The sequence below is a fragment of the Saccharopolyspora sp. CA-218241 genome, assembly GCF_050954615.1.
In the GTDB taxonomy this organism is placed as follows: Bacteria; Actinomycetota; Actinomycetes; order Mycobacteriales; family Pseudonocardiaceae; genus Saccharopolyspora; species Saccharopolyspora cebuensis.
This window is the reverse complement of sequence record NZ_CP191860.1, coordinates 1598085-1617822: the sequence shown is the minus strand read 5'-3', so window position 1 is coordinate 1617822 and position 19738 is coordinate 1598085. Positions and strand designations below refer to the sequence as shown.

The following is a 19738-nucleotide window of genomic DNA, read 5'->3' as shown; positions in this document are numbered from 1 at the left end:
AACAGATGGCCTTCTCCGTTCAGATGCCGGCACTAGGCGAGAGCGTTTCCGAGGGAACGATCACCCGGTGGCTCAAGCAGGTCGGCGACACCGTCGAGGTCGACGAACCGCTGCTCGAGGTCTCCACCGACAAGGTCGACACCGAGATCCCGTCCCCGGCGGCCGGTGTCCTCCAGCGGATCGTCGCCGAGGAGGACGACACCGTCGAGATCGGCGCCGAGCTCGCCGTGCTCGGTGACACCGCGGAGGGCGACGCGCAGCCCCAGCAGCAGGAGTCGGCCCAGCAGGAGCAGCCCGCCCAGCAGGCGGCCCCCAGCAGGAGGCCCCGCAGGAGCAGCCCGCCGGTCAGGCCCAGGCGGGTCAGGCCCAGTCCGGTCAGGCCCAGTCCGGTCAGATGCAGGGCAGCGACGTGCAGATGCCCGCGCTCGGCGAGAGCGTTTCCGAGGGCACCGTCACCCGGTGGCTCAAGCAGGTCGGCGACACCGTCGAGGTCGACGAGCCGCTGCTCGAGGTCTCCACCGACAAGGTCGACACCGAGATCCCCTCGCCGGTGGCCGGCACCCTGCTGGAGATCGCCGCGGAGGAGGACGACACCGTCGAGGTCGGCGCCAAGCTGGCCGTGATCGGCGAGCAGGGCGCCGCGGCACCCGCCCAGCAGGCCCCCAGCAGGAGCAGCCCGCGCCGCCGCAGCAGGAGGCTTCCCCGCAGCAGGCCCCGCAGCCGGCCGCGCCCGCCCCGGCTCCGGCGGCACCGCCCGCCCCGGCCGCGCCGCAGCCGCAGCCCGAGCAGGTGGCCGAGGAGACCAAGTCCGGTGCCACGCCGTACGTGACGCCGCTGGTGCGCAAGCTGGCCAACGAGCACGGCATCGACCTGGCCGGCCTCCAGGGCAGCGGGGTCGGCGGCCGGATCCGCAAGCAGGACGTGCAGGCCGCCATCGACGCCAAGTCCGCCCCGGCGGCCGAGCCCGCGAAGCCGTCGGCTCCGCAGGCGCCGTCCACCGCCGCGGCCGCCGAGCCGTCGGAGGAGGCCAAGGCGCTGCGCGGCACCACGCAGAAGATGTCGCGGCTGCGGCAGCTCCTGGCCCGCCGGATGGTCGAGTCGCTGCAGACCGCCGCGCAGCTCACCACGGTGATCGAGGTCGACGTGACCCGGATCGCCCGGCTGCGCGAGCGCGCCAAGAGCGGCTTCGAGGCCTCCGAGGGCGTCAAGCTGTCGTTCCTGCCGTTCTTCGCCAAGGCGGCGGCGGAGGCGCTGAAGCTGCACCCGAAGCTCAACGCCTCGGTCGACGAGGAGAACAAGGAGATCACCTACCACGGCTCCGAGCACCTGTCGGTGGCGGTGGACACCGATCGGGGCCTGGTCTCGCCGGTGATCCACGACGCGGGCGACCTCAACCTCGGCGGCCTGGCGCGCAAGATCTCCGATCTGGCGGAGCGCACCCGCAACAACAAGATCAAGCCGGACGAGCTCTCCGGCGGCACGTTCACCATCACCAACACCGGCAGCCGGGGCGCGCTGTTCGACACGCCGATCCTGAACCCCCCGCAGGTGGGGATGCTGGGCACCGGTGCCGTGGTGAAGCGGCCCGTGGTGGTCTCCGACGAGAACGGCGGCGACACCATCGCGATCCGCTCGATGGCGTACCTGGCGCTGTCCTACGACCACCGGCTGGTCGACGGCGCCGACGCCGCCCGCTTCCTGGCCACCCTCAAGCAGCGGCTGGAGGAAGGCGCGTTCGAGGCCGACCTCGGTCTCTGAGCCCCGTTCCCGAGCGCCCCGCGGCTCCCCGGCCGCGGGGCGCTCGTGCGCCCGGGCGGCTACTCGCCGGTACGGCGGGGACGGCACGCGGGCGGTCCCGCCGGGCGTAGCCTGAGCCGCGTGAGCCGTGCCGAAGAATCATGCCGCGCCACCGCCGAGCCCGTCGCGGTGCGCGAGCTGGGGACCATCGACTACCTGTCCGCGTGGGAGCTGCAGCGCGAGCTGGCGGACGACCGCGCGAACGACGCGGGTGAGGACACCCTGCTGCTGCTGGAGCATCCGTCCGTCTACACCGCGGGCAAGCGGACCGCGCCGGAGGACCGCCCGACGGACGGGACACCGGTCATCGACGTGGACCGCGGCGGCAAGATCACCTGGCACGGGCCGGGGCAGCTCGTCGGCTACCCGATCCTGCGGCTGTCCGACCCGGTGGACGTCGTCGACTACGTGCGCCGCCTGGAGCAGGCGCTGATCCACGTGTGCGACCAGTACGGCCTGACGGCCGGGCGCGTCGAGGGCCGCAGCGGCGTCTGGCTGCCCGCCGCCGACGGCCGCCCGGAGCGCAAGATCGCCGCGTTGGGCATCCGCGTGCAGCGCGGGGTCACCATGCACGGCCTGGAGCTCAACTGCGATGCCGACCTGGCGGCGTTCGACCGGATCATCCCCTGCGGCATCCGCGACGTGGGCACCACCTCGCTGTCGACCGAGGTGGGCAGGCGGGTGCCGGTCGCGGAGGTCGTGCCGCTGGTCACCCGGGCCGTGCTGGACGCGCTGGACGGCGCGCTGCCGGTCACCGAGCGGGACATCCCCCGGCAGGAGGCCGCCGCGGCCGGGGTGACGCTGGCGCTGGACCCGTCGTTGCGCTGACGCTGGCGCACCGCGCTCCACTCCTCTAGTATTCCGGAATTACGGACTACCAGAGGAGTGGAGCCATGCCGTTCTCCCGACGCCACCTGCTGGCCACCGCGGGCGCCACCGCCCCGCTGCTGCTGCTCGCCCCGAGCGCCGCCGCCCGGCCGAGCCCGCCCGACCTGGGCGCCCCGGACGGCTGGGTGGCGTGGTTCCGCGCCCACCGCGGTGGGGTGGGGCTGTTCCTCGACGACGGCCGCGGGAACCGGCTGGTCCACCGCCCGCACGCCGCGCAACCGCTGGCCTCGGCGATCAAGGTGGTCCACCTCCTCGGGTACGCGGTGGCGGTCGAACGCGGCGAACTGGACCCGCGCGAGCAGATCCGCCTCGGCGACTGGGAGCGCTACTACGTGCCGCTCGACGGCGGGGCGCACCCGGCCGCGCTGCGGCACCTGGGCATCCCCACCGACGACACCGGCCTGCACGCCGCCGACCCCGACCACCGGGTCGCACTCGACGACGCGGTCGCGACGATGATCCGGTTCAGCGACAGCGCGATCCCCGACCTGCTGCGCGACCGGCTCGGCGTCCGCGCGCTGCGCCGGGCCGCGGCGACGGGCGGCTGGCCCGATCCGGACCTGCGGTCGATGTGCGCCGAGTACCTGTTCCTGCTGCCCGAGCACGCACCCCCGGCGCACCTCCCGCTGCCCGCCCGCCGGGCCCGCGGGTTCGCCCTGGAACGCCGGTACCGCGACGACCCGGCGCTGCGGCGGCGGGTGCTGGACCGGCTGCTGACCACTCCCCTGCCGAGCTGGGACGAGCAGCGCGCGTGGGGCGACCGCACGATGGCCGCCCCGGCACGGCCGCTGGCCGCGCTGCACCGCGCCACCGCCACCGGCGCGATCCCAGGTGCCGCGCTCGCCCGCACCCACCTGGAGCGCCCGCGGGCGGGCGCGCTGCCTCCCGGGGTCGACGGCATCGGCTACAAGGGCGGCAGCCTGCCGGGAGTGCTCACCGCCGGGCTCACCGTCCGCCGCGCCGACGGCAGCACCGGCAGCGGGGCGCTGCTCGCGCACGGCGACATCACCCCGGAGCAGCTCACCACCGCCGACCCCGGCGGCGCGGTGCACCTCGCCCTCCAGGACCCCGCCTACCGCGACCGGCTGGCGGCGGCGCTGCGCGGTTGAGGCAAGCTGGCCGGATGGAGCAGGAGTGGCACGAGCGCATCGAGGCCCTGGAACGGCGGGTCGCCGCGCTGGAGGGCGCCGCGCGCTCGGCGGCCGTCGAGCCCAGCGGCGGGCGGGTGTCCTACGAGGGCAGCATCGCCGAGCCGGTCGAGCTGGAGTGGCGGATCGACGTCGACCCGGCGCGGGTGCTCGCGCTCGACCACGCCCCGCGCACCGAGGTGCTGTCCGCGCTGGGCCACCCGGCGCGGGCCTCGATCGTCGCGCTGCTGGCGACGTCCGGTCCGCAGACCACCCAGGCGCTGCAGGCCGAAGCCGGGCTGGGCTCCACCGGGCAGCTCTACCACCACCTCAAGGCCCTCACCGGCTGCGGCCTGGTCGACCAGGACAAGCGCGGCTCCTACCGGCTGCGCCCGCAGGCGGTGGTCCCGGCGCTGGTGCTGCTCACCGCGGCCTCCGACGTGTCCGGCCAGCTGCGCGGCTGACTGAGCGGAGACCGCGGCGAGCGCGGTCACAGCTGCGGGGCGACCTCCGCCGCGACCAGCTCGAGGTGGTCGAGATCGGCCAGGTCGAGGACCTGGAGGTAGAGGCGGGTGATCCCGGTCCGCTCGCGCCACCGGCCGATCACGTCGACGATCTCGGCGGGCGAACCGCACAGCCCGTTCTCCCGCAGCTCGTCGACCTCCCGGCCGATGGCCAGCGCGCGTTGCGCGACCTGCGCCTCGGAGGTGCCCGCGCACAGCACGAGCGCCGCGGAGCGGACCATCCCGGCCGGGTCGCGGCCGATCGCGGTGCAGGCCTGGTCGACCCGCTCGAACTGGGCGGCGGCGACGTCGGACCGCACGAACGGCACGTTGAACTCGTCGGCGTAGCGGGCGGCCAGCCGCGGCGTGCGCTTCGGCCCGCCCCCGCCGATCAGCACCGGCGGCGCGGGGCGCTGCACCGGCTTGGGCAGTCCGGGCGAGTCGGCGACCTGGTAGTAGGTGCCGTCGTGGCTGTAGGTCTGCCCCGTCTCGGTGCGCCACAGGCCGGTGATGATCTCCAGCTGCTCGGCGTAGCGGTCGAACCGCTCCCCCAGCGGCGGGAACGGGATGCCGTAGGCGGTGTGCTCCTCCTCGTACCAGCCGCTGCCGAGGCCGAGCTCGACCCGTCCGCCGGACATCTGGTCCACCTGCGCCACCGAGATCGCCAGCGGGCCGGGCAGCCGGAAGGTGCCCGCCGTCATCAGCGTGCCGAGCCGGATCCGGGAGGTCTCCCGGGCCAGCCCGGCCAGCGTCACCCAGGCGTCGGTCGGACCGGGTTGCCCGGTCGTCGAACCCATCTTGAGGTAGTGGTCGGACCGGAAGAACGCGTCGTACCCGGCCGACTCGGCGGTCCGGGCGACCCGGAGCAGGTCGTCGTAGGTGGCCCCCTGCTGGGGTTCGGTGAAGATCCTGAGCTTGAACGTCTCGTCCACGTCCGCGAGGCTAGCGGGTCGGCCGACCCCGCCGGCGCCGCGCGCCTCAGGTCCAGCGGAACAGCGCCGCGGCGGCGATCCCGCTGAGCGCCGCCGACACCGCCAGGGCGATCAGTTGACCCGCGTCGGGCACCACCCCGGTCCAGCACGCGGTGAGCACGTCCATCCCGGCGCCGAAGGGCAGGTGCGCGCCCACCGCCGCCAGCCACTCCGGGAGGTGCTGCCGCCCGCCGAAGCCGCCGCCGGTGGCGAAGATCGCGAAGAAGGCGACGAGCCCGATGGCCACCGCGGAGTTCGGCGTCGGCGACACCGCGGCCACCAGCATCCCCAGCGCGTACATCGCCACGACCACCAGCGCGAAGGCCGCCACCGCACCGAGCGGGGAACGCGGCGCCGCGAGGCCGAACCCGAGCCGGGCCACGACCAGCGCCAGCCCGATGCCGATCAGCGACTGCGCCACCCCGACCACGACCTGCGCCGCCAGCACCATCCAGGGGTGCGCCGGGGTGACCGACAGCCGCCGCAGCACCCCGGTGCGGCGGTAGGTCGCCAGGAACGACGGCATGTTCACCACGCCCGTCATGGCCAGCACCATCGCCATCGTCATCGGCACCACCACGGCGTCGAAGGCGGGCAGCCCGCCGAGTTCGGGGATGCCCGCGCCGTCGCTGCCGAGCCCGTTCATCACCATGAGCAGCACCGGCAACCCGAGCGGGACCACGATCCCGGCGGTGTCCCGCAGCACCAGCTTGGCCTCGGTGGCGATGAGCAGCCCCCACGCGCGCGGTCCCGGCCGGACCGCCTCGACCGGCTCCGCCATCACGCCACCTCCGCCGCGCCGCGCCCGGTCAGCTCGAGGAACGCGTCCTCCAGCCCGGGCCGCTCCAACCTGGTCCCGGTGGCCGCGATGCCGTACCGGGCCAGCGCCGAGCTGACCTCCGCCAACAGGTCCCCGGTGCCGGTCACCACCACCTCGGCACCGTCCGCGACCACCCCGGTGACCCCGGGCAGGTCGGCCAGCAGCGCGTGCTCGAACGGCGCGAGGGGGCGCAACCGCACCCGCTGCCCCAACCCGGCGCGCTCGACCAGACCGGTCGGGGTGTCCAGCGCCAGCACGCGTCCCGCGTCGAGGACCGCGATCCGGTCGCAGAGCCGCTCGGCCTCCGCCATGACGTGGGTGACCAGCACGACGGTGACGCCGGAATCGCGGATCCGCTCGACCAGCGCCCAGATCTCCCGCCGGGCGCGGGGATCGAGGCCGGTGGACAACTCGTCGAGCACCGCCACCCGCGGGTTGCCGACCAGGGCCAGCGCGATGGACACCCGCTGCGCCTGCCCACCGGACAACGCGCCGAACGGGGTGCGCTTCTGCTCGGTCAGCCCGAGGTCGGCCAGCAGCCGGTCCGGGTCGGCGCCGTCCCGGTAGAACGAGCGGTACAGCGCGACGGCTTCCCCGACGCGCAGCGCGTCGGGCAGCACCGCTTCCTGGAGCTGCACGCCGAGCACCTGCCGCAGCCGCTTCCGGTCGCGGCGCGGGTCGAGCCCGAGCACGTCGATCCGGCCCCGGTCCGGGGCGCGCAGCCCGGACACGCATTCCACCACCGTCGTCTTGCCCGCCCCGTTGCGCCCGAGGATGCCGAACACCTCCCCGCGCGCGACGGTGAAGCCGACGTCGTGCACGGCGATCACCTCCCCGTAGCGCTTGTGCAGTCCGGCCACTTTGATCACGTCCACGTCGTCCTCCGATGTCCTGGTCGGGCGTCGACGCTAGGTCGGGCGGCGGGACCGCCGCGGGTGCCGGAAGTCGTCGGCCGCGCCATGACTTCCGGCACGGTCGGCGCGGGCCCGCGGCGGCTAGGCTGCCGCCGTGGCGGGATGGCGGCTGGAGATCTGGGGAGCGGCGGGCCTGCTGCTGGTGAGCGTGCTCATCGGAATCCCGGTCGGCACCGCGTCGCTGGGCGGCTCGGACGTCATCGCCGGACCGGAGTGGCTGTGGTGGCTCTGCTACGGCTGCTTCCCCGCGCTGCTGGCGCTGTGCTTCCTCGGTCACCTGGTGCCCCGGCTGGACGCCCGGTACCTGCTGATCCCGCTGGAGCTCACCGCCGCCGGGGTGGTGCTGCTGGCCCCGCGCGGCGGTTTCCTGCCGATCCTGCTGGTGTTCGTCACCGCGCTGGCCGCCGAGCTGGCGTCGGTTCGGGTCGTCGCGCCCCTGCTGCTCGGCAACGGCGGCGTGATCGCGGTGGCCGTCGGGATGGCCGGGGCCGCGCCCGGCGAGATGGTGGTGCTCGCGCTGATCTACCTGGTGCTGCAGGCCTGTTCGGTGTGGATGGTGTGGAGCAACCGGCGGGAGGCCGAGCACCGGCGGCGCCTCGCGGTGGCGCACACCGAACTGCGGGCGGCGACCGCGCTGCTGGCCGAGTCGAGCCGGGCGACCGAGCGGCTGCGCATCGCCCGCGAGCTGCACGACCTGGTGGGCCACCAGCTCACCGCGCTGGTGCTGGAGCTGGAGATCGCCGCGCACCGCAGCGCGCCACCCGCCGACGCGCACGTGGCGCGGGCCCGGGCGGTGGCCCGGGACCTCCTCGGCGACGTCCGCACCGCGGTCGGCGAGCTGCGCGGCACCCCGCAGCGGCTGGACCGGGCGCTGCGCGAGATCGTCGCGGACCTGCCGCACCCCCGGGTCCACCTGGAGGTGGCCGATTCGGTGGCGCCGGACGAGGCGAGCGCGGCGGCGCTGATCCGGTGCGCGCAGGAGGTCGTCACCAACGCCATCCGGCACTCCGAAGCGGACAACCTGTGGATCCGGATCGGCACCGACGAGTCCGGGGCGATCACGCTCAGCGCCCGCGATGACGGGCTCGGCACCCCGGTGCTGCGGCTGGGCAACGGGCTGACCGGGTTGCGGGAGCGGATCGAGTCGCTGGGCGGGCACGTCCGGTTCGACACCCGCTCCGGCTTCCGGGTCGACGCGGCGGTGCCCGCCTCGTGATCCGGGTGGCGATCGTCGACGACCAGACGCTGGTCCGGCACGGCATCCGGGGCCTGCTGGAGCTCGCCGACGACATCGAGGTCTCCGGCGAGGCCGGCGACGGCGACGGGGCGCTGGCCCTGGTCGCCGCCGACCCGCCGGACGTCCTGCTGCTCGACCTGCGGATGCCCGGCCGCGACGGCCTCTCCGCGCTCACCGCGCTCGCCGAGGGCGGGGCACCGCCGCCGACCCTCGTGCTCACCACCTTCGACGACGACGAGCTGGCGTTGCGGGCGCTGCGCGCGGGTGCCCGGGGCTTCCTGCTCAAGGACGTGACGCTGGAGCAGCTGGTGGATGCGATCCGCACCCTGGCCTCGGGGGGCACGCTGGTGCAGCCCGCGCTCACCGAACGGCTGGTGCGCGCCGCCCGGGCCCTGCCCGAACCGGACGGCATCGACGACTTGCCCGCACCGCAACCGCTCACCGAACGCGAGCGGGAGGTCCTGCGCCTGCTCGCCGGCGGCTACGCCAACCGCGAGATCGCCGCGGCGCTGCACCTGGCGGAGGGCACCGTGAAGAACCACGTCTCCAGCCTGCTGCTGAAGCTCGGCGTCCGGGACCGGACCCGGGCCGTGCTGCGGGCCCTCCAGCACGGCTTGCTGGGCTGACCACCGCGCCGGGAACCCGCGGCTCGCTCAGCGCGGGCGGGCCCTCGCGTAGGTTCGGGAAGATGCGATGGACAACCGCCGACATCCCCGACCAGACCGGCCGCACCGTGCTCGTCACAGGCGCCAATTCGGGCCTCGGCTGGTACAGCGCCAAGGCGTTCGCCCGCAGCGGTGCGCGGGTGCTGCTCGCCTGCCGCGACGCCGAGCGCGGTCGCGCGGCGCTGAACTCGGTGGCCGCCGACGCCACCGCCGAGCCGGCGCTGGTCGAGCTCGACCTGGCCGATCTGGCGTCGGTGCGCAAGGCCGCCGACGAGGTCCGGGAACGCACCGGCGACGGCCTCGACGTGCTGCTCAACAACGCGGGCGTGATGGGCCCGCCGAAGCGCACCACGCGGGACGGCTTCGAGCTCCAGATCGGCACCAACCACCTCGGGCACGCCGCGCTGACCTGGCTGCTGCTGCCCGCGCTGCGGGAGCGCTCCGGGGCCCGGGTCGTCACCGTCTCCAGCCTGGCCCACCACGGCGGCAGCCTGGACGTCGACGACCTGAACTTCCAGCGCCGCCGCTACGACCCGATGCGCGGCTACTTCCAGGCCAAGCTGGCCAACCTGCTGTTCGCCGCGGAACTGGACCGGCGGGCCGAGCGCGCCGGGCTGGACCTGCTCAGCGCCGCCGCCCACCCCGGGATGAGCAACACCGAGCTGCCCACCAATTCGGCCCGGCTGCGCTCGATCCCCGGGGCCGAGCGCGTCGTCGGCTTCGTCAACGGGCTGATCACCCAGCCCGCGCACCGCGGCGTGCTGCCCCAGCTCTACGCCGCGACGTCCCCGGACGCCCGCGGCGGCGCGTACTACGGCCCGGACGGGTTCGCCGAGATCACCGGTTTCCCGAAGGAGGCGCGGACCAGCGCCAAGGCGCGCGACGAGCAGCTCGCCCGGCGGCTGTGGGAGCGCACCGCCGAACTCACCGGCATCGATCCCGGCCTGGCCTGAACCGCCGCGGGCGCGCGCGGGGGCCGGGCCCGCCGCCCGCGCGGTGCGGCCCGGTTGCCCCGGGGGCGTAGCCTGTGCGGTGTGACTGTGGTGCCGGAGGGACGCAAGCTGCTGCGGCTTGAGGTTCGCAACAGCCAGACGCCGATCGAGAAGAAGCCGTCGTGGATCAAGACCCGCGCGCGGATGGGTCCGGAGTACAAGGAGCTCAAGGGCCTGGTCCGCCGCGAGGGCCTGCACACCGTCTGCGAAGAGGCCGGTTGCCCCAACATCTTCGAGTGCTGGGAGGACCGCGAGGCCACCTTCCTCATCGGCGGTGACCAGTGCACCCGGCGTTGCGACTTCTGCAACATCGACACCGGCAAACCCCCCGAGCTCGACACCGAGGAGCCGCGCCGGGTCGCCGAGTCGGTGCAGGCGATGGGCCTGCGCTACTCCACGGTGACCGGCGTGGCCCGGGACGACCTGCCCGACGGCGGTGCCTGGCTCTACGCCGAGACGGTCCGGCGGATCCACGCGATGAACCCCGGGACCGGCGTCGAGCTGCTCATCCCGGACTTCAACGCCGAGCCGGACCAGCTCGCCGAGGTGTTCGACTCGCGGCCGGAGGTGCTCGCGCACAACCTGGAGACGGTGCCCCGGGTGTTCAAGCGGATGCGCCCGGCGTTCCGCTACGACCGGTCGTTGAAGGTCATCTCGGAGGCCCGCGCGGCCGGGCTGGTCACCAAGTCCAACCTGATCCTGGGCATGGGCGAGACCCCCGACGAGGTGCGCCCGGCGCTGCAGGACCTGCACGACGCGGGCTGCGACATCATCACCATCACCCAGTACCTGCGGCCGAGCCCCCGGCACCACCCGGTGGACCGCTGGGTCAAGCCGGAGGAGTTCGTCGAGCACACCACCGCGGCCGAGGAGATCGGCTTCCCGGGCGTGATGGCCGGACCGCTGGTGCGCTCCAGCTACCGCGCCGGGCGGCTGTACGCCAAGGCGACCACCCACCGCGGGATGCCGCTGCCGGAGAACCTGGCGCACCTGGCGCAGGCGGGCACCGCCGCGCAGGAGGCGAGCAGCCTGCTCTCCCGCTGAGCACCGACCCCTGCGGCGCCTCCGGGCCGACCTCGGCTCGGAGGCGCGGCGGGGACGAGTTCTCACGTCTCGGTCACGGCCGACGACCGCGCCTGCACCCGCTCGAAGCACGGCCGTATCCTGGAAGTCATGGCCAAGCAGGACAAGGCCGCCAAGAAGCAGGCGGCCAAGGAACGGCGCCGGGCGTCCCGGGGCCGGATCAAGCAGATCTTCGAAGCGTTCCAGCTCCAGCGCAAGGAGGACAAGCTCCTCCTGCCGCTGATGCTGGGCACGTTCGTCGGCGTGACCGTCGTGGTCTTCCTGCTGGGCATGATCTGGGGGCTGCACTGGGTGTTCCTGCCCGTCGGGCTGGCCTTCGGCCTGCTCGGCGCGGTGATCGTGTTCGGGCGCCGGGTGCAGGCGACGGTCTACCGCAAGGCCGAGGGCCAGCCGGGCGCGGCGGGCTGGGCGCTGGACAACCTGCGCGGGCGCTGGGTGCTCACCCAGGCCGTCGCGGGGACGGCGCAGCTCGACGCCGTCCACCGGCTGATCGGCCGACCGGGCATCGTGCTGGTCGCCGAGGGCTCCCCCGGTCGGGTCAAGTCGCTCCTGGCCCAGGAGAAGAAGCGGGTCTCCCGCCTGGTGGGCGACACCCCGATCTACGAGATCGTGGTCGGCAACGAGGAGAACCAGGTCCCGCTGCGCAAGCTCCAGACCCACCTGATGAAGTTGCCCCGCAACATCAACACCGGTCAGATGCACGCGCTGGAGAACCGCCTCGCGGCCCTGGCCAGCTCCCGGGGCAACGCCATGCCGAAGGGACCGATGCCGCAGGGCGCCAAGATGCGCAACGTGCAGCGCTCGATGCGCAAGGCCCGCTGACCGATCCGCTACCTTCGCCGCCTGCCGACCGGCAGGCGGCGAACTGCTGTCCGGGCTCGCGCCAGGCGGCGGCCTCCTCGCGCGGACGCCGTGCGGGCGGTCGTCCGGAGGCGGTCCGCGGCGCCTAGCGTTGCAGCACGATGGTGCCGGTCCACCGGTCGTGCCAGGACCGCCCGTCGAAGTTCCACACCACGGCCGGGATGATCACCAGGGTCAGGGCGCAGCGCAGCACGGCGCGCACCGGACCGACCATCGAGCGGCCGTCGACCCGCGCCACCCAGATCCGGGTCATCGCCATGCCGGGGTGGCGCCGAAGAAGCTCACCGGCAGCACGGTGAGCAGCGCCCAGGTCAGCAGGCTCCAGTCGCCGGGGAACTCGGGCGCGGTGAAAGCGCCGGTGATGAGGGCCGCGAGCACGATGTCGATCAGGAAGGCCGACCCGCGCCGTCCCGGGGACGCCGCCGCGCCGGGGCCGTCCTCGGGCAGGCCCAGCCGTTCGCCCCGCCACTGCGGCCGTTCGTCGGCCGCCTGTTCCCGGGCGTTGTTCAACGCCGCCTTGGGGCCGTCCAACCAGGAACCCATCGCTCGTCGCACATCACCCAGGGTACGTCCTGCGGCAGCCCCCATACTCGACCGGAGTGCACCAGGGCAACCACCTGAACAGGTGGCCGTTAACCTCTGCGAAACACCGAGGTGATGGCCGGGCAACACCCGTGACATAACGTTCGGTGCCGAGCCGGCGGAACGCGTGCGGGGCGTCGGTGAGCTGTCGAAAGCATGATAGGAGCCACCGAGGGTGTTCAAGAATCCAGACGAGGTGCTGCGCTTCATCGCCGACGAGGACGTGAAGTTCGTCGATGTCCGGTTCTGCGACCTGCCGGGCGTCATGCAGCACTTCACCGTGCCCGCCGCGGCGTTCGACCAGGACTCCTTCACCGAGGGTCTGGCCTTCGACGGTTCCTCCGTGCGCGGCTTCCAGTCGATCCACGAGTCGGACATGCTGCTGCTGCCCGACCCCTACACCGCCCGCATCGACCCGTACCGGGCCGAGAAGACGCTGATCCTGAACTTCTTCGTGCACGACCCGTTCACGTTGGAGCCCTACAGCCGCGACCCGCGCAACATCGCGCGCAAGGCCGAGCAGTACCTGGCCGAGTCCGGCATCGCCGACACCGCGTTCTTCGGCGCCGAGGCCGAGTTCTACATCTTCGACTCGGTGAAGTTCGGCGAGGGCCCGAACAAGAGCTTCGCCGAGGTCGACTCCGTCGAGGGCTGGTGGAACACCGGCCGCGACGAGGAGGGCGGCAACCGCGGCTACAAGACCCGGATGAAGGGCGGCTACTTCCCGGTCTCGCCCTACGACCACTTCGCCGACCTGCGCGACAAGATGGTCACCGAGCTGACCGCCGCCGGCTTCACCATCGAGCGGGCCCACCACGAGGTCGGCACCGGCGGCCAGGCCGAGATCAACTACAAGTTCAACACGCTGCTGCACGCGGCCGACGACCTGCAGCTGTTCAAGTACATCATCAAGAACACCGCGTGGGAGGACGGCCGCACCGCGACCTTCATGCCCAAGCCGCTGTTCGGCGACAACGGTTCCGGCATGCACAGCCACATGTCGCTGTGGAAGGACGGCAGCCCGCTGTTCTACGACGAGACCGGCTACGCCGGGCTGTCGGACACCGCGCGGCACTACATCGGCGGCATCCTGCACCACGCGCCGAGCCTGCTGGCCTTCACCAACCCGACGGTGAACTCCTACCACCGCCTGGTGCCGGGCTACGAGGCGCCGGTGAACCTGGTGTACTCGCAGCGCAACCGGTCGGCCTGCATGCGGATCCCGATCACCGGGGCGAATGCGAAGGCCAAGCGCGTCGAGTTCCGCTGCCCGGACCCGTCCGGCAACCCGTACCTGGCGTTCGCCGCGATGATGATGGCCGGTCTGGACGGCATCAAGAACAAGATCGAGCCGGCCGAGCCGATCGACAAGGACCTCTACGAGCTCCCGCCGGAAGAGGCCAAGAATGTCCCGCAGGTGCCGGACAACCTGGCGGCGGTCATCGACAACCTGGAGAACGACCACGACTTCCTCCTCGAGGGCGGCGTGTTCACCCCGGACCTGATCGAGACCTGGATCCGGCTGAAGCGCGAGGACGAGATCGACCCGATCCGCCTCCGCCCGCACCCGCACGAGTTCTCGCTGTACTTCGACGTGTGATCGCCGCGCACGAGGGCCCGCCGCTTGCGAGGAGCGGCGGGCCCTCGTCGTTGCCGCCGGCCTGCGACGACGCCCCCTTCGCCGGAACCGCTAAGCTGATCGGCATGGCGCGCGTTCGGGAATTCCGCCAGGTCGACGTCTTCACCGAGGTGCCCTGCCTGGGCAACCCGGTCGCGGTCGTGCTGGACGCCGAGGACCTCGGCACCGACGAGATGCAGCGCTTCGCGCGCTGGACCAACCTCTCCGAGACGACCTTCGTGCTGCCGCCGACGAGATCCGACGCCGACTACCGGGTGCGGATCTTCACCCCGGCGGGCGAGCTGCCGTTCGCCGGTCACCCGACCCTGGGCACCTGCCACGCGTGGCTGGACACCGCCGGGGAGAAGCGCGACGTCGTGGTCCAGGAGTGCGCGGCCGGGCTGGTCGACGTGCGCCGCACCGGCGCCGGTCTCGCCTTCGCCGCCCCACCGCTGGTGCGCGGCGGCGACGTCGACGAGGCCGACCTCGACCGCGTCACCGCGGCGCTGGGCCTCGACCGCACCGAGGTCGTCGACGCGCAGTGGGTGGACAACGGCCCCGGCTGGGTCGCCGTGCTGCTCGCCGACGCCGAAGCGGTGCTCGCGGTCCGCCCCGCCGGCCCGCTCGACCTCAAGATCGGCGTGGTCGGCCCGCACCCGCCCGGTTCCCCCGAGGCGTTCGAGGTGCGCGGCTTCTTCCCGGTCGGCGGCACCGCCGTCGAGGACCCGGTCACCGGCAGCCTCAACGCCTCCGTCGCCGACTGGCTGCTGCGCACCGGCCGCGCCACCGCCCCCTACCTCGCCCGCCAGGGCACCGCGCTCGGCCGCGGCGGCCGGGTCCACGTCTCCACCGACGACGACGGGACGATCTGGGTCGGCGGCGGCACCCTCGACGTCCTCACCGGCCACGCCACCCTGTAACCCCACGCGCCCGCACCGGAACCCGGATCCCTTCCGGGTGAAGACCTCAGATGCCGCGCCAGGGCGGGACGGGGGTGCCCGCGGTGCCCGGGCGGAACCGCAGCAGTGAACCGGCGAGCGGGTCGGCGGCCAGGGCGCGCTCGTCGTAGCCGAAGCAGGCCGAGGTCACGTACATCTCCTCCAGCCGCGATCCGCCGAAGGCCACGTCGGTGATGCGCCGGGTCGGCGCCCACAGCACCGTCTCCAGGTCGCCGTTGGGAGCATAGCGGTGGATCCGGCCGCTCCAGTGCATCGCCACCCACACGCAGCCGTCGGCGTCCACCGCGAGACCCTCCGGGCTGCCCTCCGCCTCGGTGCACACGACCCACTGGCGTCCCGCCGTGGCGCGGGCCCGGTCGACGTCGTAGTCGTAGGTCCAGATGGTGCGCTGCGCGCTGTCCACCACGTACATCCGGGCCCCGTCCGGGCTCCACGCGATCCCGCCGCAGCGGCTCAGCGCGTCCACCAGCAGGCGGGCCCGCTCCCCATCGAGCACGTACAGCGCACCGGCGGACGCCTCGGAGCCGTGCGAGAGGGTGCCGCCCACGAAGCGGCCCGCCGGATCGCACGACCCGCCGTTCATCCGGTCCCCACCGCGGACCTGCACCACCAGCTCCAACGCGGCCCGCGCGAGGTGCACCCGCGCAAAACCCCGGTCGCCCGCCGCCACCAGTTGGCCGTGCCGGGTGGCGCCCACCCCGGCGACCGCCTCGGGCAGCACGCGCACCTCGTCGAACTCCGAGTCGCGGTGGTAGGTGTGCAGTTCCCGGCGCAGCACGTCGACCCAGTGCACGCAGTTCAGCGCTGAGAGCCACAGCGGGGACGTGCCGAGCAGCGCCTGCCGGTCCACGAGCAGTTCGAAGTCCTCGGACACTTCCGCACCCCATCGCCGACGCGCCTGTCCAGTGCCAGCAGGCTACGTCCGCCCACCGGCGGCCCGGGACCGCCGAGTGGGTCACCAGCAGGGCCGTGCGCAGCAGCGACGTCGGTTAGCGCCGCCTCGGGCGGTAGGTGCGCCCGAAGCTCCGCGGGCTGTCCTCGAAGATGTCGACCAGCTCCCAGTCGATCCGCCGCCCGCCGGCGACGTCGAAGATGCGGGTGCCATCGCCGAGGAACACCGGGGCGACGAAGATCTGCAGCTCGTCGATGAGGTCGTGCTCGAGCGCCTGACGGGCGATGTCGGCGCTGATGATCTGCACGTCCCGGTCCCCGGCGATCTCCCGGGCGCGACGGATCGCCTCCACGACGTCGCAGTTCAGCGCCACGATGGTCGGGTCCTCGGCGATCTCCTCCGGCCGGTGGGTGAGGATGAACTCGGTCCCGGACCACGCGCCGCCGTAGGCCGCCGACGTCGTCTCGTCCCGCTCGTCCTGCTGCGCCTTGGCCGCGTCGTAGCCCGCCCGACCGGAGATGATCACGGCGACGTCTCCCGCCATCCGCTCCACGGTGCCCTCCGCCAGCGGTTCCGCGGTGGACAGCCAGCTCATGTCGTGATCCGGCCCGGTGATGAAGCCGTCGATGGAACAGGTGAATCCCCAGCCGACCTTCCCCACGCGTCCTCCTCGACGATCGATGCCCGGCTGCCTTCCCGGAGTGACCATTCTCCACCGAGGACCGACAGAACCCCGCCGATCGCCCGCGCCGCAGGCTCAGAACTCGTAGAAGACCCGCTCCACCACCGACCGGGCGTGCCGGGTGACGCGCAGGTAGTCGTCGACGACCGCGCCGGAATCCACGCCCTGCGGGTAGCCGAGCGCCGCCCCCACCGCGGAGAGCTCGCGGACCTTCTTCGGGAGCTGGTCGTCGGGTTTGCCCCGGACCAGCATCACGGCGTTGCGCACCCGCATCGCCAGCGTCCACGCCTCGGTGAGCTCCGCGGCGTCCTGCTCGTCGAGCAACCCCGCCTCGGCCGCGACCCGCAGGCCCTCGACCGTCGACGGGGTGCGCAGCGCGGGCAGGTCGTGGGCGTGGCGGAGCTGGAGGAGCTGCAAGGTCCACTCCACGTCGGCGAGCCCGCCGCGCCCGAGCTTGGTGTGGGTCGCCGGATCGGCGCCGCGCGGCAACCGCTCGGAATCCACCCGGGCCTTGATCCGGCGGATCTCCCGCACCTTGTCCTCGTCCAAGCCGCCCACCGGGTAGCGCACCGGGTCGATCGCGGTGCGGAACCGCTCGCCGAGCTCCCGGTCCCCGGCGACCGGGCGGGCCCGCAGCAGCGCCTGCGCCTCCCACACCTCGCCCCACCGGTCGTAGTAGGTGAGGTAGGAGTCCAGCGTGCGCACCAGCGGGCCCTGCCGCCCCTCCGGGCGCAGGTCGATGTCCACCTCCAGCGGCGGGTCCTGGCTCGGCGCCCCGAGCAACCGCCGCACCTGCTCGACGACCGCCGTCGCGTACCGGACGGCGAGCTGCTCGTCGGCGTCCTCGGTCGGCTCGCACACGAACAGCACGTCGGCATCGGACCCGTAGCCGAGCTCACCGCCGCCGAGCCGCCCCATCCCGATCACCGCGATCCGGGCCGGCGGCGGCCCGCCGTGCTGGGCCGCGATCGTCCGCATCGACACGTCCAGCGCGGATTCCAGCACCGCGGCCCAGATGTTCGACAGGCCCCGGAACACCTCGGTCGGCTCCATCAGCCCGAGCAGGTCGGCGCAGGCGATGCGGAGCAGCTCGTGGCGGCGCAATGACCGCGCCGCGGCGGCGGCCCGTCCCGGGTCGGAATAGCGGCCCACCGCGCTGCGCAACGACGTCGCGGCCTCCTCCTGGTCGCGCTCGGCCAGCGCCGGGGTGTCGGAGAGCAGGCGGAGCACCTCCGGCGCCCGCACCAGCAGCTCCGGCACCAGCTTGGCGGTGCCCAGCAGCAGCGCGAGCCGTTCGGCGACCACGCCCTCGTCCCGCAACAGCCGCAGGTACCAGGGGGTTTCGGCCAACGCCTCGGACACCTTGCGGTAGGCGAGCAGACCGCCGTCCGGGTCCGGGGTGGTGGCCAGCAGGTCGAGCAGCATCGGCAGCAAGGTGCCCTGGATGCTGGCGCGCCGGGACATGCCGGAGGTGAGCGACTGGATGTGCCGCAGCGCGCCTTCGGGCGAGAGGAAGCCGAGCGCGGCGAGCCGTTCGGTCGCGGCCCGCGTGGTCAACCGCAGCGCTTCGGTGGGCACCTTGGCGACGGCTTCCAGCAGCGGTCGGTAGAACAGCTTCTCGTGCAGCCGCCGCACCCGGTTGAGGTGCCTGCGGAACTCCGCGACGAGCGCCTGCCCCGCCGAAGTGCGCCCGCTGGAGCGCAGGCCGAGCGCACGGGCCACCACGTGCAGCACCTCGGCGTCGTCGAAGTCCGGGAACAGGTGGGTGCGGCGCAACTTCTGGAGCTGCAGGCGGTGTTCCAGGCGCCGCAGGAAGCAGTAGGAGTCGACGAGGTCGGCGGCGTCGGCCCGCGCCACGTAGCCGCCGTCGCCCAGCGCCAGCAGCGCCTCCAACGTCGGGGCCTGCCGCAGCGACTCGTCGCTGCGCCCGTGCACCATCTGCAGGAGCTGCACCGCGAACTCCACGTCGCGCAGCCCACCGCGACCGAGCTTGAGCTCCCGCTCGGCGATGTCGGCCGGCACGTGGTCCTCGACCCGACGCCGCATCGCCTGCACGTCACCGACGAAGCCCTCGCGCTCCCCCGCCGTCCACACCAGCGGCTGCACCGCGGCGTGGTAGCGCGCGCCGAGGTCTTCGTCACCGGCCACCGGGCGGGCCTTGAGCAATGCCTGGAACTCCCAGGTCCGCGCCCAGCGGCGGAAGTAGTTCAGGTGCCCGTCCAGGGTGCGCACCAGAGCACCGGCCTTGCCCTCCGGCCGCAGCGCCGCGTCGATCTCGAAGAACGACGCGCCCGCGATGCGCATCAGCAGGCTGGCCAGCCGGGTCGCCGCGCCGAGGTCGTCCTCGGTCTCGGCGACGAACACGACGTCGACGTCGCTGACGTAGTTGAGCTCGCAGCCGCCGCACTTGCCCATCGCGATCACCGCGAGCCGGGGGAACGGGTCGTCCTCGCCGAACCCGGACTCGGCGACGGCCACCGCCAGCGCCGCGCGCAGCGCCGCGACCGCCGCATCGGACAGCGCGGCGGCGACCTGCTCGTAGGCGGCGGTGGGCAGCGCGGGCTCGACCACCCGACCGACATCGCGGCCGGCGATCTCCAGCAGCAACCCCCGGTAGGCACCGCGCAGCGCGCTGACCGCCTCGGTCCCGCACACGGTGGCGACGGGACCCGCCGGGGTTCCGGGAGCGCCGTCGGCCCGGTCGGCGTGCACCGCGTCGAGCAGCACCGAGGTGTACCCGTCGAGGGTCCGCTCCCGGAAGCGGTCCGAGCACAACCGCCGCCAGTCCTCGGGATGGGCGACCAAGTGGTCGGCGAACGTCGTGGAGGTGCCGAGCACGGCGAACAACCGCCCGCGCAGACCCACGTCCTCGGCGAGCAGCCCGGACAGCTCCGACCACGCCGGGCCGACCGCTTCGCGGAGCCGGTCCAGGGAGTGCAGCGCCAGGTCCGGATCGGGTGCCCGCGACAACGCCGCCACCACCGGCTCGGCCACCGGACCGGAGTCCGACCACCAGCCGGCCGCCCGCAACTGCTCCTCGGCGCGCCCGGCATCGCTGAACCCGAACCGCGCCGGAGAGGGCGTCGAACCCGACCGCGACGTGTTGGCCATGCTCGAACCGTAGTCCCGCTTCCCGGGAGGTGGACC

The 19738-nt window shown here is 73.5% G+C and carries 19 protein-coding genes and 2 pseudogenes; 13 read left to right on the top strand and 8 right to left on the bottom strand.

Annotated elements, in window-relative coordinates; all coding sequences use genetic code 11:
• Positions 1–5: 5 nt before the first annotated feature.
• The 6 genes and pseudogenes from ACQP0T_RS07910 to ACQP0T_RS07885 all read left to right on the top strand — a co-directional run.
• Positions 6–173: pseudogene (locus ACQP0T_RS07910) on the top strand (biotin/lipoyl-containing protein); the annotation flags it as partial.
• Between the two features lie 221 nt (positions 174–394).
• Positions 395–829, top strand: a complete 435-nt coding sequence (locus ACQP0T_RS07905; RefSeq protein ID WP_433873619.1) for a biotin/lipoyl-containing protein — start codon at positions 395–397, stop codon at positions 827–829.
• Positions 727–1758 (top strand): annotated as a pseudogene (gene sucB, locus ACQP0T_RS07900) (2-oxoglutarate dehydrogenase, E2 component, dihydrolipoamide succinyltransferase); the annotation flags it as partial. The gene ACQP0T_RS07905 and the pseudogene sucB, both read left to right, overlap by 103 nt.
• 120 nt (positions 1759–1878) lie before the next feature.
• Positions 1879–2625 carry a lipoyl(octanoyl) transferase LipB gene (gene lipB, locus ACQP0T_RS07895; RefSeq protein WP_433871976.1) on the top strand — a complete coding sequence of 249 codons (747 nt, stop codon included), beginning with the start codon at positions 1879–1881 and terminating at the stop codon, positions 2623–2625.
• Between the two features lie 65 nt (positions 2626–2690).
• The gene (locus ACQP0T_RS07890; RefSeq protein WP_433871975.1) at positions 2691–3794 is read left to right on the top strand and encodes a serine hydrolase; all 1104 of its coding nucleotides are present in this window, start codon (positions 2691–2693) and stop codon (positions 3792–3794) included.
• 14 nt (positions 3795–3808) lie between these two features.
• Complete coding sequence (locus tag ACQP0T_RS07885; RefSeq protein ID WP_433871974.1) at positions 3809–4276, top strand: ArsR/SmtB family transcription factor; 468 nt, start codon at positions 3809–3811, stop codon at positions 4274–4276.
• A gap of 26 nt (positions 4277–4302) precedes the next feature.
• Here ACQP0T_RS07885 and ACQP0T_RS07880 read toward each other — a convergent pair whose 3' ends face one another.
• The 3 genes from ACQP0T_RS07880 to ACQP0T_RS07870 are packed head-to-tail and all read right to left on the bottom strand — an operon-like array spanning position 4303 to position 6981.
• On the bottom strand, positions 4303–5247 hold the full coding sequence (locus ACQP0T_RS07880; RefSeq protein ID WP_433871973.1) for an LLM class F420-dependent oxidoreductase: 945 nt from the start codon (positions 5245–5247) through the stop codon (positions 4303–4305).
• 46 nt (positions 5248–5293) lie between these two features.
• The gene (locus ACQP0T_RS07875; RefSeq protein ID WP_433871972.1) at positions 5294–6067 is read right to left on the bottom strand and encodes an ABC transporter permease; all 774 of its coding nucleotides are present in this window, start codon (positions 6065–6067) and stop codon (positions 5294–5296) included.
• Complete coding sequence (locus tag ACQP0T_RS07870) at positions 6067–6981, bottom strand: ABC transporter ATP-binding protein (protein ID WP_433871971.1); 915 nt, start codon at positions 6979–6981, stop codon at positions 6067–6069. Before ACQP0T_RS07870 ends, ACQP0T_RS07875 begins: the two co-directional genes overlap by 1 nt.
• Before the next feature lie 133 nt (positions 6982–7114).
• On the opposite strand from ACQP0T_RS07870, the gene ACQP0T_RS07865 reads away from it, so the two are divergent.
• The 5 genes from ACQP0T_RS07865 to ACQP0T_RS07845 all read left to right on the top strand — a co-directional run bounded on the left by ACQP0T_RS07865 (position 7115) and on the right by ACQP0T_RS07845 (position 11819).
• On the top strand, positions 7115–8236 hold the full coding sequence (locus tag ACQP0T_RS07865; RefSeq protein ID WP_433871970.1) for a sensor histidine kinase: 1122 nt from the start codon (positions 7115–7117) through the stop codon (positions 8234–8236).
• Positions 8233–8883 (top strand): response regulator, encoded by a 651-nt coding sequence (locus ACQP0T_RS07860; protein ID WP_433871969.1) that lies wholly within the window; start codon positions 8233–8235, stop codon positions 8881–8883. The genes ACQP0T_RS07865 and ACQP0T_RS07860 overlap by 4 nt, the downstream gene beginning before the upstream one ends.
• Positions 8884–8945: 62 nt before the next feature.
• On the top strand, positions 8946–9875 hold the full coding sequence (locus ACQP0T_RS07855) for an oxidoreductase (protein ID WP_433871968.1): 930 nt from the start codon (positions 8946–8948) through the stop codon (positions 9873–9875).
• 81 nt (positions 9876–9956) lie between these two features.
• Positions 9957–10958, top strand: a complete 1002-nt coding sequence (gene lipA / locus ACQP0T_RS07850; protein WP_345365074.1) for a lipoyl synthase — start codon at positions 9957–9959, stop codon at positions 10956–10958.
• Between the two features lie 129 nt (positions 10959–11087).
• Positions 11088–11819, top strand: coding sequence for a DUF4191 domain-containing protein (locus ACQP0T_RS07845; protein WP_345365072.1), 732 nt, complete (start codon positions 11088–11090; stop codon positions 11817–11819).
• Positions 11820–11943: 124 nt separating this feature from the next.
• Here ACQP0T_RS07845 and ACQP0T_RS07840 read toward each other — a convergent pair whose 3' ends face one another.
• On the bottom strand, positions 11944–12111 hold the full coding sequence (locus ACQP0T_RS07840; protein ID WP_433871967.1) for a hypothetical protein: 168 nt from the start codon (positions 12109–12111) through the stop codon (positions 11944–11946).
• Positions 12108–12413 carry a hypothetical protein gene (locus ACQP0T_RS07835; protein ID WP_433871966.1) on the bottom strand — a complete coding sequence of 102 codons (306 nt, stop codon included), beginning with the start codon at positions 12411–12413 and terminating at the stop codon, positions 12108–12110. Before ACQP0T_RS07835 ends, ACQP0T_RS07840 begins: the two co-directional genes overlap by 4 nt.
• A 202-nt stretch (positions 12414–12615) precedes the next feature.
• Between ACQP0T_RS07835 and glnA the strand changes: the two genes are divergently transcribed.
• Together glnA and ACQP0T_RS07825 are read left to right on the top strand one after the other, a co-directional pair.
• On the top strand, positions 12616–14040 hold the full coding sequence (glnA, locus tag ACQP0T_RS07830) for a type I glutamate--ammonia ligase (RefSeq protein WP_433871965.1): 1425 nt from the start codon (positions 12616–12618) through the stop codon (positions 14038–14040).
• Positions 14041–14144: 104 nt separating this feature from the next.
• Complete coding sequence (locus tag ACQP0T_RS07825) at positions 14145–14978, top strand: PhzF family phenazine biosynthesis protein (RefSeq protein WP_433871964.1); 834 nt, start codon at positions 14145–14147, stop codon at positions 14976–14978.
• A 46-nt stretch (positions 14979–15024) separates the two neighbouring features.
• Here the strand turns inward: ACQP0T_RS07825 and ACQP0T_RS07820 are convergent, their stop codons facing one another.
• The 3 genes from ACQP0T_RS07820 to ACQP0T_RS07810 all read right to left on the bottom strand — a co-directional run bounded on the left by ACQP0T_RS07820 (position 15025) and on the right by ACQP0T_RS07810 (position 19702).
• On the bottom strand, positions 15025–15891 hold the full coding sequence (locus ACQP0T_RS07820) for an SMP-30/gluconolactonase/LRE family protein (RefSeq protein WP_433871963.1): 867 nt from the start codon (positions 15889–15891) through the stop codon (positions 15025–15027).
• A gap of 115 nt (positions 15892–16006) precedes the next feature.
• A complete protein-coding gene (locus ACQP0T_RS07815; RefSeq protein WP_433871962.1) occupies positions 16007–16570 on the bottom strand; it encodes a dihydrofolate reductase family protein in 564 nt (187 codons plus the stop codon).
• Between the two features lie 96 nt (positions 16571–16666).
• A complete protein-coding gene (locus ACQP0T_RS07810; RefSeq protein WP_433871961.1) occupies positions 16667–19702 on the bottom strand; it encodes a bifunctional [glutamine synthetase] adenylyltransferase/[glutamine synthetase]-adenylyl-L-tyrosine phosphorylase in 3036 nt (1011 codons plus the stop codon).
• Positions 19703–19738 lie beyond the last annotated feature (36 nt).